At 22.7% G+C, this 14457-nt stretch carries 10 protein-coding genes and 1 CRISPR repeat array; of the genes, 7 read left to right on the top strand and 3 right to left on the bottom strand.

What is annotated here, in order from left to right; all coding sequences use genetic code 11:
* Positions 1 to 183: 183 nt before the first annotated feature.
* From C7380_RS07285 to C7380_RS13845, 3 genes are all read right to left on the bottom strand, one after another.
* Positions 184 to 423 carry a hypothetical protein gene (locus C7380_RS07285; protein WP_109604837.1) on the bottom strand — a complete coding sequence of 80 codons (240 nt, stop codon included), beginning with the start codon at positions 421 to 423 and terminating at the stop codon, positions 184 to 186.
* Positions 398 to 1096, bottom strand: a complete 699-nt coding sequence (locus C7380_RS07280) for a hypothetical protein (protein WP_109604836.1) — start codon at positions 1094 to 1096, stop codon at positions 398 to 400. Before C7380_RS07280 ends, C7380_RS07285 begins: the two co-directional genes overlap by 26 nt.
* Before the next feature lie 373 nt (positions 1097 to 1469).
* The gene (locus tag C7380_RS13845; protein ID WP_371682082.1) at positions 1470 to 1568 is read right to left on the bottom strand and encodes a hypothetical protein; all 99 of its coding nucleotides are present in this window, start codon (positions 1566 to 1568) and stop codon (positions 1470 to 1472) included.
* A gap of 194 nt (positions 1569 to 1762) precedes the next feature.
* Here C7380_RS13845 and cas6 point away from each other — a divergent pair, with 194 nt between their 5' ends.
* The 7 genes from cas6 (at position 1763) to C7380_RS07245 (ending at position 14439) form a co-directional block, all read left to right on the top strand.
* Positions 1763 to 2482 (top strand): CRISPR-associated endoribonuclease Cas6, encoded by a 720-nt coding sequence (cas6, locus tag C7380_RS07275; protein WP_109604835.1) that lies wholly within the window; start codon positions 1763 to 1765, stop codon positions 2480 to 2482.
* A complete protein-coding gene (locus tag C7380_RS07270; RefSeq protein ID WP_109604834.1) occupies positions 2479 to 3942 on the top strand; it encodes a hypothetical protein in 1464 nt (487 codons plus the stop codon). Before cas6 ends, C7380_RS07270 begins: the two co-directional genes overlap by 4 nt.
* Positions 3942 to 4907, top strand: a complete 966-nt coding sequence (locus tag C7380_RS07265) for a type I-B CRISPR-associated protein Cas7/Cst2/DevR (protein WP_109604833.1) — start codon at positions 3942 to 3944, stop codon at positions 4905 to 4907. The genes C7380_RS07270 and C7380_RS07265 overlap by 1 nt, the downstream gene beginning before the upstream one ends.
* Positions 4908 to 4919: 12 nt before the next feature.
* Positions 4920 to 5780, top strand: coding sequence for a CRISPR-associated protein Cas5 (gene cas5, locus C7380_RS07260; RefSeq protein ID WP_109604832.1), 861 nt, complete (start codon positions 4920 to 4922; stop codon positions 5778 to 5780).
* A complete protein-coding gene (gene cas3, locus C7380_RS07255; RefSeq protein ID WP_109604831.1) occupies positions 5773 to 8139 on the top strand; it encodes a CRISPR-associated helicase Cas3' in 2367 nt (788 codons plus the stop codon). Before cas5 ends, cas3 begins: the two co-directional genes overlap by 8 nt.
* Positions 8140 to 8318: 179 nt before the next feature.
* A CRISPR array of direct repeats spans positions 8319 to 12000; the repeat unit is 30 nt; unit sequence ATAATAATCAAACCATATTGGAATATAAAG.
* A 109-nt stretch (positions 12001 to 12109) separates the two neighbouring features.
* Complete coding sequence (locus tag C7380_RS07250; RefSeq protein ID WP_109604830.1) at positions 12110 to 12955, top strand: alpha/beta fold hydrolase; 846 nt, start codon at positions 12110 to 12112, stop codon at positions 12953 to 12955.
* A gap of 170 nt (positions 12956 to 13125) precedes the next feature.
* Positions 13126 to 14439 (top strand): MATE family efflux transporter, encoded by a 1314-nt coding sequence (locus C7380_RS07245; RefSeq protein WP_240597554.1) that lies wholly within the window; start codon positions 13126 to 13128, stop codon positions 14437 to 14439.
* The last annotated feature ends 18 nt before the right edge of the window (positions 14440 to 14457 follow it).

Below are 14457 nucleotides of genomic sequence, written 5' to 3'. Positions count from 1 at the left end.
CCTTCTAATTGTCCTCTTCATAGGTCTAACTGTTATCGTTATTTTGATTTTTCTAAGGATAATTTTAGAATGTTTTTGGATAGAAATTCTTCAAAGTTTAAAAATACTTACAAAAAACGTACTCTTATTGAATCTATTTTCTCTTTTTTATCGCTTTTTATTCCTTTTTTATTGCTCTATTTTTCAAGTCACTATATCATATATATGAGATGAATCTGATTTTATATTTAAAGATATAATTGTACCAGGCATATTAAAATTTATATTTTCAAAAGTTATATTTTTTCCACTGATACTTAATATACTGTTATTACTATATATTTGCATTTTTCCTTCATTCAAAAGTATAAAATCACGAACTGTTGGTAACCCTAATCCTCGAGGAATACTATCATCTTCAAAAGTTGAATTTACCTGATTCAAAAGCCCATTTTAATAACTTATGACTTTCAATTGAGCCTATACGATCATATTCTTTACGTGATGTCTTTGATTTAAAGTAATTTCTAATTTTGTTTGGTATTCCTATTCCCGAATCATATAAAGAAAATATAAGTTTTTCATTTTTGGGTTGATAATGGCCGCAAGAATAAATTCCACACTTTGTTTCAGAATGAATCATAGCATTTTTATATAATTCAAAGATACTATTAAAGAGTCTAAGATGAAAATTATCAGTCATATTTATTTTTGACGTTGCTAAGATATTATCTATGTGTTTATTTAATAGAATTTCATCTTCAAATTGATTTATATTAAATTTTTCTAGTTTAACTGCATTATTACCAAAATATTCATAAGGTTTATTCTCTACATAAGATATAAATCCACTTGAATTCAAATAATTTTTCAATCTTATATTACTTGAAAGAGTACCATAAATATATTCAAAATTTGTATGCTTTTGTTTTGATATATCAATTGCAGAAGCTAAAATTGAAATTATATCTGGGGATATATATGAACATTTAGAAAAATCAAGAGATATTGCATCATAATTACCAGCAGTACAAAACTGATGAAATTTAACAATATCTTCATAACCATTTAAATCAGATTTATAACGTTTTAAAAATTCATATTTTATTTTTCCCATAAATAGATTACTCCATTCTAATAATTAAATTAATGCTTAATTATGTTAAATAAAAATATTATATTAAATCTTATTCAATATATTTTATCATAAAAATATTTTTTATATTTAACTTATAAAAGATATAAAAAGAAATAAAATTAAACTTTTTTTTCTTGAATTTAAATACTATTTTCTAAAGTATTAAAATAGAAGATTTTAAAAATATAGAGTTAAAAGATAACGATAAATTTCAGATAAAAAGATTCTCAAATATACCAAGTGAATTAATAGGTTTCCACTAAGGTTTTTTTATCTTTATTTTGAAGTTATAAATTTATTTTTTAGAAAAAATTAGAAGTTTTATTTTCTTTAATACCCTAAAAATCTTTCATCAGCCATCTAGGGTTATTGTTTTTAATATATACAAATAATATTTGACTTGCATAATATTAACTTTTTCAAATGAATTGCTTTTTTTATTTTCTATCACTACCGTAATAAAAAGATTAGATAAATTCAAATTATTTTTTATATTGAATTTATTTATATAAATATGGTAATATTAAAATAGAATTTTTTTAATGTTTTATTTATATCAATTTATTTTAAAAAAATAATCATTTACACCACAATAAAATTATATTATTAGTAAAAGAAAATTCAAAATGAAAGTGAGGTGAAAAAATGAGATTTAAATTAGATTTTAAAACGAATAATAATGTAATTCCAATAGATTATAGACGTTTTTTATTATCTTATATAAAAAATGCTTTGTCTAATTACGATGAAAAAATTTATAGTCAATATTACAATAAAAAAGATCCTATTCATAAAAATTTTACCTTTACAATAAATTTTGGGAAAAGTAAATTTGAAAAAGAAAAAATTTTATTGGAAGAAAATAAATTTAGTTTCTATTACTCTACTTCTGATTATGTTCTTGGAACTCATTTGTTTGCTGCGTTTAGAGAACAAATTAATAGAGAATTTAAAATTAAAAATAATAGTATAAATTTATGCAATATTAAATTTTTTAAAAGTAAAAATTTTTTATCAAAAAATATTGATTTTAAAATTTTGTCTCCTGTATTAATTAGAGATCATAAAAAGGATAATTCTGACGTTTATTATTCTTTTGAAGATAAAGAATTTGAAGAAATATTAAAAAATAATTTAAAGTATAGATTAAAAGATTTCCCTTCAGAATATTTAGAAAATATTAGTATTATTCCTATAAAAACAAGGAGTGTATTAGTTAAAAATTATGGGACAATACTTAAAGGCAATTTAGGTTATATAAAAATACTTGCAAATGAAAAAGTTATTGAATATATTTATCAATCAGGATTGGGTTCTAAAAATTCTATGGGATTTGGAATGCTTGAAATATCTAAAAGGGGGTGAAAAATATAAAATTTTTTAGAACTGGTGAAATTGTAAGAGATATTGGAATAGTTAATTTATACAGGATTTTAAAAAATGAAGATTATAATGCGGTATTAAAAGATAATTATTTGGAAATTAATGGTATAAATAGCAGAAATTTTTATAGAATTATAGTTGAAAATATTCTTTTTAAAATTGCTATTGATGGAATTAATATAGAATTAACTAAAGGAAAAAAAGAATTAATAAATAAAGACAATATTAACTTTGAAAATTATAAAAAGTTTGTAGATAATTCTGATTATGATGATAAAACTAAAAAAATGATAATTAATAAAATAGAAAGTCAATATATTCCATATTTAAGAAATAGTGGCAAATTTGGTGCTAATGCTGGAAATGTAGAAAATTTTCATAATAATTTTAAAAAAATTTTAGAAATTGTATTTGAAGAAAAATCTGAAGAATTTTTAAATAATGAATATGAAAAAATAGAAACTAAATGTAGTATTTGTCATAACAATTATGTATATAAATATGATATTACCCATAAAGAAGAGAAAAAAGAGAGGAAAACTTCTAAGTATTTATATTCTTTTATGGGGTCAGAAAATAATATGTTTAATAACTATGGTCAAGATTTAGGAAGTAATATTTGTTTTGAATGCGAATTTTTTAATATTATGTTTTTATTATATATTAATGAAAATAGAAATTCTGAATTAATATATGTAGAAAGTCTTAAATTAATGGAGTTTTTTAATTATAAATATAACTTAATATCTCGTGAATTAAGAAATAAGGGCTTTTTAAGTAGCTTATCAGATTATAGAAATAATAGATTTAAGCTTTATGGTATAGAAAGGGATTCTAATAAAGGAATAATAATAAACTTGAATAGTGTTTTAGATATAAATAATATGATTAAAAGTTTAAAGATAAAAGCTATTATAGATTCATTTTATATAACTAGCAGTACCAAAAAAGAATTATATAGATTGGTTGATTATAAAAATTATAATATAATTTTAAAATATTTTTTAGCTAATTTAATTTTTCAAGATGAAAAAGAAAAAAGTATTGATATGATAAAAACAAAAAATAATGTAAGAATATTTTTAAAATTTATTAAATTTTTATATGGAGGTGATTTAGAAATGTCAGAAGAAAAAATTAAATATTTTGAAGATAATAATAAATTTAGAAGCTCAGGATATAGTTTAGGTAAAATTTTAAATGTTGAATCAAAAAAATCTATTATATATAAATTAAATAATTATTTAAAAACATTGAATAGAAAAGGTCTTTTAGAAATGATTATACACTTATTAACTGTAAATTCAGATGCTGTTTTACCAAAAGATTTAGCTAATTCAATAATGAAAAGTACAGAAAATGATTTATATTATAATGTAGGACTTTTCATTGAGGGGTTACTTCAACCTGATAATACAAATAAAAAGGGGGAAAATAAATAATGTCTAATAAAATAAATTGTATCACTATGACAATATTAACTTTTAGTCCAATAGGTCTTTCTAATGATCAAGGAATGGGAAACTTTACTCCATTAAAAAAACATTTTAGTGGTGATGGAGTACATGCTTTTACAAGTGTAGGTACCTTTACATATGAATTAAGAAAGTCTTTATTTAATAAAGGATGGAATCCATCTGGTATTGTTATAAACAAAAGTAATTTATATTCTAATCCAGAAGATATTGAAAGTATTGAAGATATGGAAAATGATTTATTTGGATTTTTAATTCCTGGAAAGCAAATTTCAAAGACATCACCTTTAAGAGTAATACCTTTCAGATCTGTTCATGAATTTAAAAATGAAACTCAATTAATTACAAATAGAGGGTTTTTATCTCAAGAAAATAATAGAAAATTCTATACTGAAGAAAAAAAAGATTTAGTGGAATTTGAAGGAGACATACCAAAAACTCAAGCTTTAGCTAACGAAGAAGTCTTTGGTGATTATTATACATATACTGTTACAGTAGAACTTAATAGGTTAGGTGTAACTGAAATAAAAGATGGAAAATATTTAGAACCTAAAGATAGAGTATATAAAAATAAAGAATTAAGATTAAAAATGGTTAAAGATTTATTTGATGCATTATGTGAATTTACAAGAGATATTAAACACCAAAAAGTACTATTAAAACCTCTTGCAGTATTTGGAGGAGCTTATGAAAGTGTTGTGCCTTATTTTTGGGATGATATACTTTTCAATAAAGACAACCAATTAATTATTGATGGAATAATTGAAACTATTGAAAGTTATGACTTAAAAGATAATACAATAGCTGTGGTTAGCAAAAAAATAAATATGGAATCGGAAAATGATTGTATTGAATTAGGTATGCCAGTAAAAAAATTAAAAGAATTTATTGAAAGAATAGATATAAATGAAAATAATGAATGGATAATATAAGAGTGATTTGCTATGGAAAATAAAATTTTGTTATTAGAATTCAAGCAACCTAATGCCCATTACAGAGAAGCTAAAATAAAACAAGATGATTATATATCAACTTATAATTTACCTTCTCCTACTACTATAGCTGGAATGATATCTTATGCAAGTGATAAAAGATTTGATAAAGAGTTAAAATTATCTGTAGTTGGAAAATATAAAATAAAAAGAATTGATTTTATTAGAGGAGAAGAGGGAAATATTATAAGTGATTTTGAAAAATTTATTATAAAAGAATTAAGGTATAATAAAAAAAATAAATTAGAAAATAATATTGATTTTCCAGAATTATTTAATTATGTAAAATCTAATTCAAAAAATAGAGTGATGAATTTTGAAATATTACAAGATATAGAACTAAAAATTTTTATTGATTCTGAAAATAAAGAAGATTTACAGTTAATAAAAGAGAGTTTTGAAAATCCAAGTAAATATTTGAGTTTAGGAAGAAAAGAAGATTTTATATTTCCAATAAAAAAAGGAGAAATGTTTGTAAAAGAAATTGTTGTAAATGAAGTCTATATAGAAGATAAAAAACAAGCTATAAAACAAGATTTATTGGTTAAAAATACTTATATTCCTGTTGAATTAATAAAAAGTGGTAAAAATGAAAATAAATATAATGATATATTAAATAGAGGTGTTTATTATTCTATACCAAAAAAATATAAAGATTTATTAGAAGATAAGAAAAATAGAGAAATGATATTTGGAAATTATATCTATATTTCTAATGAAGGCGCTTATTTAAAAGATATAAAATTAAATATTTATGAGTCAGAAAATGAAAAAATCTTATTTAAGTGGTTAGTTGGTGATAGTGATGAATAGTATATATGCTAAATCAGAATCACAAAATAGTAATGAAATAACTTTAGTAGAACATAATAATGATTTATTAAATACTTATGAAAAAATAAAACATAAAATAGGTTATAAAAATATACAAGATATAATAAAAGATTATGATTTGGAAGAAATCTTATTGAAATTATTTGTAATGCATGATTTGGGTAAAATTAATATAAAATTTCAAAATAAAATCAAGAAAAATTTTGAATTATTAGAAGGTAAAGAAATTAGACATAATATTTTATCAGGAGCATTTTCAAAAAAATTATTAGAAGATATAAAAACAAATGATGAGATACTTTTTAATGTAATGATAAAAAGTATTATGTATCATCACGGTCATTTCAAAAAATATTATAATTTAAATATTTCTGATGTTGAAAAAAGTTTATATAAAGATATTGAAGAAGCTATTTTAGATAATAATGATTATGATTTATCTGATATTGAAAAGCAATTAAGTGAAGTATTTAAAAAAGATATAAAAATAGATGAAAATATTTTAGATTACGATTTTATGAATTATTTCAATAAAGATTTTTCAAATGAAGGTAATTTAGAAGTTGAAAGAGAAAATGATTATAAATTACTATATATTTTTTTGAAAGGATATGTTAATTTAGTCGATCATTTAGCATCTTCCAAAATAAAAGACTATGAATATTTTTTTAGCAAAAGTAATGATTATATACAAGATAAAATAAGAAAATTTTTAGCAGAAAAAAGCAAAAATAAAGATCAAATTGTCTTTAATGATATTCAAAAAAGAGTTTTAGAAAATTTAAATAAAAATATTATTACTAAAGGATTTACAGGTTCAGGGAAGACAGTAGCAGATCATTTATGGACTAATGAAAGAAAAATATTTTTAGTTCCAACTAAAATTTCAGGAGAAAATTTTTATTTAGATGCATTAAAAATATATGGAGAAGAAAATGTAGGTATACTTCATGGAGACATAAATTTATACAATATAGAAAATAAAGAAATAGAAACAAGAATTAATTTAAAATTAAGTGATATTAATTTAGCTCATAACTTAGCTAAACCATATATAATATCTACAATAGATCAAATTTTATTATCGCTTTTTAAATATCCAAATTATGAAAAATTATTAGTTAATATATATAATTCAAAAATAACAGTTGATGAAGTACATCTTTTAAATCCAAAAATGTTTGTGATTTTAATATTGTTTATGGATTTTACTTCAAAACATTTTAATGTGAAATATCATCTTATGACAGCTACTATGCCAAAAATATATCAACAAATACTTGAAAGCAAAAAAATTATGTATTCAAAAACTGAAGATAATTATATATCCTTTGATACAGAATTTGAAAATAATATACAAAAAAATATTTCGAATGATATAAAGAAAGTAAAAATTGATTTAATTAAAGAAGAAAAAATTAAATCAATATTGTCTAAAAATAAAAATAAAAAAATTTTAATTGTAAAAAATACTATAGATGAATCCATAAAAACTTATGAAAAGTTATATAAACAAGAAAATTTTGAAGTGGATTTATTACATAGTAGATTTAAATTTGAAGATAAGCAAGGAAAATATAATAAATTAAATTCAATTAAAGAAAAAGATAATAAAGGAATTATTTGGATTACTACACAATTAGTGGAAACATCTCTTGATTTAGATTTTGATATACTTATAACTGATTTAGCTCCAATTGATTCTTTGATTCAAAGAATGGGAAGATGCAATAGACATAATACAAAAGAATACGGTGAAGTGTATATATTAGAAAATGAAAAAATGATTCCTTATGATAAAAATTTAAAAGATCCATCATTAAAAATTATTAAAAATAAAAAATATAAAGGAAAAGAATTAGGGGAAAAAGATAGAAATCAAATGCTAGAAGAATATTATGATGAGAAAAAAGTTTTTGAATATTATAAGACAAATATAGAAAAAGCTGTTTTTTCTATAAAAAGAATTTGGGATATACAAAAAGAAAGTTTTAATTATAAAGATCTGATTTTTAATTATGATCCTTATTTAAATATCGTTGATAATAAAATGGAAGCAGAAAAATTATTTAGAGATAATACGAATATAAATGCTTTATTAGAAAAAGATTTTAAAGAAATAAACGAGGATTTTAAAACATTCAATAAAAAATATCTTTTTAATTCTATACCAATAAGTACAAGTTTTTATTTTAAAGCAAAATCTATTTATGGTATAAGACAGGATAAAATATTTAGAAAAAACGGTGTTTTTGTTTTAGATGATTCAATTGTTGAATATACTAAAGAAAAAGGATTAAAATTATTAAAAAATAAAGAAACAGATAATTTTATTTAAAAAATCTGTCGACCTCTACTAAGAAAATAAACACCTTAGATAGACAGATTCTAAAAACGACTAATAATAAAGAAAGTGTTGTTATGTAAACTTTGTTAAAGATTAAATGTATAGCTTTTTAGTAGGTCGACAGATTATAAAGTTATAATTAAGTGATAATATAGGTTTCAAATATACGGATAATAATCAAACCATATTGGAATATAAAGCACTCTAACTATTCAAGTTGTCCTTGTAAGGATCCTATAATAATCAAACCATATTGGAATATAAAGCTTTTATTATACCACAAGGAGGCAAAAAAATGGTATCATAATAATCAAACCATATTGGAATATAAAGGAGGGTTATACAGAAACTTGGCAGCCTTACGAAAAAGATAATAATCAAACCATATTGGAATATAAAGATAAAAACAGCAAAAGAAGCAGCTAACTCAAGAGTTATAATAATCAAACCATATTGGAATATAAAGGAATTTAGAAATATTTTCTTTTTTAATTTATCCGGTAATAATAATCAAACCATATTGGAATATAAAGTTTATTCATTGAAATGTTTGACATTGGTTATCCTCCATAATAATCAAACCATATTGGAATATAAAGAGAGAATTTGATATATAGCGAAGCGAAGGAGTGATAATAATAATCAAACCATATTGGAATATAAAGGAGAATATTATACAATTTAGTTGTAAAGGATAATAAATAATAATCAAACCATATTGGAATATAAAGTCTAAAAATGAGTTGTGATAAAAATACAGAAACAGAATAATAATCAAACCATATTGGAATATAAAGGGATCAAAAATTTTGTACCGGTTATTGAAGAAACAGAATAATAATCAAACCATATTGGAATATAAAGACATATCTACACTAGAACAAACAGCAAATTCAATTCATAATAATCAAACCATATTGGAATATAAAGCTACTGTTGCATTTGGACTTTCCGGAAGGTCGTTCAATAATAATCAAACCATATTGGAATATAAAGCTTTCCAAAAGTCTGATAAATAAACCACTCTTTAGGTATAATAATCAAACCATATTGGAATATAAAGAAATGTATATTATTTAATATTGTTGTTGGAGAACTAATAATAATCAAACCATATTGGAATATAAAGGTTTCAGGATCAATTTTAACTTTTTTTACTGGTTTAAATAATAATCAAACCATATTGGAATATAAAGGGAAATGGCTCAACCTTTTGATAAAGATACGATTGAAATAATAATCAAACCATATTGGAATATAAAGATATACGAAAAAGCAACTTTGAAATTATATAGAGTAATAATAATCAAACCATATTGGAATATAAAGTTTTTCTGGATAATTCTTACAAAGAATTATTAAACTATAATAATCAAACCATATTGGAATATAAAGCTATCATTCCACACAGATCCCGGAATAGCTGGATCTATAATAATCAAACCATATTGGAATATAAAGAAATATTCCTTGTAAACTCCAATTTCTTGCGGAAGTATAATAATCAAACCATATTGGAATATAAAGGGTAGTGAAAATTGATTAGAAATTGTAAAAGAACTAATAATAATCAAACCATATTGGAATATAAAGTTATTAGAAAATACAATTAAAAATATGAAAAATAATATAATAATCAAACCATATTGGAATATAAAGCCATTTCCAGGGTTAGATGTTGAAAAACCAGTGTTTATAATAATCAAACCATATTGGAATATAAAGTCAAAATAGTTATTTAGTATGTCAATATTTTTTACAATAATAATCAAACCATATTGGAATATAAAGAATTGTTAGCTGTTAAAGGAATAGTGGCATTTGCATATAATAATCAAACCATATTGGAATATAAAGGATTTTAACCCAAAAATGTTTTTTAAACTGGTTGTTATAATAATCAAACCATATTGGAATATAAAGTATTATAATAATAACTTTCTAAAATTTTGGCATCGATAATAATCAAACCATATTGGAATATAAAGAATAATTTTTAAATCATATGGATACAATTCTTTAGTAATAATAATCAAACCATATTGGAATATAAACGGAAGACAAGAAGCATTTGCATTACCAGACAAAATGAATAATAATCAAACCATATTGGAATATAAACCTGTTTAAACCTCCGCTTTTGCTTGAAGCTTGTGTTAATAATAATCAAACCATATTGGAATATAAACGAGTCTATCTTCTTTTGAGTTTCTTTTATATTTTTGATAATAATCAAACCATATTGGAATATAAACAGTAATATGAGTGCTTTCATGATATATGATAATAATATAATAATCAAACCATATTGGAATATAAACTTCTTTTGCTAAAAGTTTTAAGGGTAAAGTTTATTTATAATAATCAAACCATATTGGAATATAAACTGTCTATAACGAATATAATTTTTTCCCATTCCATCTAATAATAATCAAACCATATTGGAATATAAACGCATTACAAACGTTAGCAGTTGCACAGTACGGTACAAAATAATAATCAAACCATATTGGAATATAAACTATGTTAGTATGAATGTTCTATATTTGTCAGAAAGTATAATAATCAAACCATATTGGAATATAAACTATACACTGCCTTCCTGTTAGGTAAGGTCTTATATGATAATAATCAAACCATATTGGAATATAAACTTTGCATTTTTATATGTTGCAACAGAATGACTTGCAAATAATAATCAAACCATATTGGAATATAAACTCTTTCATGTTTATTTCTTGACCTTTCATTTCTTCAAATAATAATCAAACCATATTGGAATATAAACAAAAATTCTAACGCAATATCAAATGCTCTAGGATACAATAATAATCAAACCATATTGGAATATAAACATTTGTATGTACTGGAGTTTTCCCCAGTCATACGTTAATAATAATCAAACCATATTGGAATATAAACTTTTAAAAACATATATTTTTTTTGAGGATTTCTTTGATAATAATCAAACCATATTGGAATATAAACGCATTTTTATATCGAGGATTTCCCCCGATTTTTTTAAATAATAATCAAACCATATTGGAATATAAACAACAGTATTACTGCCTTACATATTTTAGGCTTTTCATATAATAATCAAACCATATTGGAATATAAACTAAAGATTAGCATAAAATTCACCAGTTTTTATATATAATAATAATCAAACCATATTGGAATATAAACTCCAACCCCCAACAATCTTTCTCTTAACTCTGCTTATAATAATCAAACCATATTGGAATATAAACAGTACTCGAAAACGCTCAAATCAACGGAAACGCCAGGGATAATAATCAAACCATATTGGAATATAAACGTAGAAGGAAAACAAAGAATAGGGGCAACATTATTAAAATAATAATCAAACCATATTGGAATATAAACGAGAATCAAGTGAAGATAACATATATTGATGTTTTGATAATAATCAAAACATATTGGAATATAAACTCGGTTATGGTGGATATTAAATATCCGAATCCAGCTATAATAATCAAACCATATTGGAATATAAACAAAAAATATAATCCTGTTCCATATCCTTGTATCATGATAATAATCAAACCATATTGGAATATAAACGAGAATCAAGTGAAGATAACATATATTGATGTTTTGATAATAATCAAACCATATTGGAATATAAACTCGGTTATGGTGGATATTAAATATCCGAATCCAGCTATAATAATCAAACCATATTGGAATATAAACTTGCTGTATTTAATATAAGTTCCGTTACTGTTATTAATAATAATCAAACCATATTGGAATATAAATATACTAGTACCAAGTGAATGTTTCGTTCGTTCTAACACAATAATCAATCCATATTGGAATATATTTTAAAAATTAAACAAAATTTATATCTTATTCTTAATGTATGATATTAAATGAATGTATTTGTTTAATATATAATATATAAGTATAAAAATTTAAAGGGGAGACTTTTCTTATGGATTTTGTTACAAGTGATGGTATAAAATTATATTATGAAAGAAAAGGCAATGGAATTCCATGCCTTTATCTTCATGGTGGGCCAGGTTATTGGAGTAAATCATTTCAACATTATGCAGGTAAATATTTAGAGAAAAATTTTGATATGATATATTTAGATCAAAGAGGTTGTGGGCGTTCGGAATATAGTTTAAGTAAAGAATATTCTTTAGAGAAAATTATCAATGATATTGAAGAGTTAAGAATATTTTTAGGAATTAAAGAATGGTATATAATTGGCCATTCATTTGGAGGCATACTTGCGGTAAATTATGCTTATTATTTTCCAAACAGGACTATAGGATTAATATTATCTAATGTTACATTATGTATGTACTATTCTTTTATGCATCAGATAAATAAAGGTTCAGAAATTTTAGGAATTGAAAAACCAGTAATAAAGAAAGATGATTTCAAGTCATTTGTTGATACATTTTATTTTATTCTTAAAGAATTACTAATAAAAGGGGATTATTTCAAATTACAATTTTTAGAAAAAGAAAATAAAAAACAATTGGATTTAATAGATCAGTCATTACAATCTGATCCGAATTTTCAGCAATATGTATTTTCATCTAAAGAATATTTTCAGGATTTTACACTATTAACAAAAAATATAAAAAAACGAGTATTAGTTATTACAGGTGAATTTGATGATGCTATTGGGCCGGAACATTATCTTTCATTTAAGTTTGAAAATATTGTTATTCATAAAATAAAAAGTAGTCATCATCCTTATATAGAAAATCAAATAGAATTTAAAAATATTATAGAAGATTTTATTCATAAAGATTATCAAAAATAAAAATATATAGATATTATCTCCAAAGTAATTTTATAATTAATGAAATTTATAAAATTATTTTGGAGATATTTTTGTATTAGATCTGGAATTTTAAAAATAAATGGTATATAATATTATGGTATATAAACGAATACATAAAAGGAAGTGTTAAAGTGGGGAAACAATTGGATGTGACTAAAGACAATGTTGTTAAAGTTTTTTTTAAGTATACAATCCCTACGATGTTGGGAATGTGGTCTATTTCATTAGCTTCTATAGTGGATGGGATATTTGTTGGAAAATTTATAGACTCTAATGCACTTGCAGTTATAAATTTAGTTGTTCCATATGTTTCATTATTATTGGGATTAATAACGATGTTCGGAGCTGGAGGTTGTGTTTTAAGCGGAAAATTATTAGGTGAAAATAAAAAATTTCAAGCTTCATCTATTTTTTCGAGAGTAATTCAAATAATGTTTGGAATAGGTGTTATATTTTCTATTTTGGTTATAATATTTCCAGAAAATGCTGCTAGATTATTAGGTGCAAATCAAGTCATTTTAGAATATACGGTAACATATATAAAAATTTATTCATATTTTTTACCCATACAATTATTAGGAATAGGAATAAGTTTTTTTGCAAGAGTAAATGGTAAACCAGGATTAACTTCTTTTGCTTTATTATTTAGTGCTATTATGAATGTATTTCTTGATTGGATATTTGTTGTTATTATGAATAAAGGAATGGCAGGAGCTTCTTTAGCAACAGGAATTTCTCAATCTATGACATTTTTTATTTTACTACCATCATTTTTTTCTAAAAATAGTAATTTAAGGTTTGTGATGCCTAAAGGAATAAAAAAAGAGATATTTTATTCCATGTATAATGGGCTATCTGAATTATTAAATGAAACATCAAGTGGTATAGTTGCTTTTGTATTTAATCATGTTTTGATTCAACAATCTGGAGTAAAAGGTGTTGCTGCATTTACAATAGTCAATTATTTTTTATACAGTGGAGGACTTATTGCCTATAGTGTTGTTGCAGCTATTCATGGGCCGGTGAGTATTAATTATGGAGCAAAAAATACTAAACGTATGCATGATTTTTTAAAAGTTTCTATATTATTTAATATAGTGTTAGGTTCTTTAATAGCTTTTATTTTGAAAGGCTTTGATATACATTTGGTAAATTTCTTTTTAAAGTCAAGTGGAGTTGAAGTATCAAAAATGGCTACGATATATATAAGTATTATTTGGTATACTTTTTTTATAAATGGTATTAATATTGTAGTTTCAGGTTATTTTACAAGTATACATAAACCCATATCTTCATTCGCTTTTTCAGCTTTGAGATCTCTTATACTTCCAGTTAGTCTAATATTGATTTTTAATACTATTTTTAAAAATGAATATATATTTTATGCAGTTCCTTTATCAGAATTATTAACTTTAATAGGAATCATTATATATACAAGATTTGGAAAAAAGAATTTGGGATAATAAATAAACCGGCATTTA

This window comes from Oceanotoga teriensis (assembly GCF_003148465.1).
Lineage (GTDB): Bacteria > Thermotogota > Thermotogae > Petrotogales > Petrotogaceae > Oceanotoga > Oceanotoga teriensis.
The sequence above is the reverse complement of the archived record's forward strand: the minus strand, read 5'-3'. Positions and strand labels throughout refer to the sequence as shown.

Bases quoted from the DNA above. Each gene is read 5' to 3' on its own strand.
- cas6 (WP_109604835.1), top strand. From the start codon at position 1,763: ATGAGATTTAAATTAGATTTTAAAACGAATAATAATGTAATTCCAATA.
- C7380_RS07250 (WP_109604830.1), top strand. From the start codon at position 12,110: ATGGATTTTGTTACAAGTGATGGTATAAAATTATATTATGAAAGAAAA.
- cas3 (WP_109604831.1), top strand. From the start codon at position 5,773: ATGAATAGTATATATGCTAAATCAGAATCACAAAATAGTAATGAAATA.
- C7380_RS07265 (WP_109604833.1), top strand. From the start codon at position 3,942: ATGTCTAATAAAATAAATTGTATCACTATGACAATATTAACTTTTAGT.
- C7380_RS07280 (WP_109604836.1), bottom strand. From the start codon at position 1,096: ATGGGAAAAATAAAATATGAATTTTTAAAACGTTATAAATCTGATTTA.
- cas5 (WP_109604832.1), top strand. From the start codon at position 4,920: ATGGAAAATAAAATTTTGTTATTAGAATTCAAGCAACCTAATGCCCAT.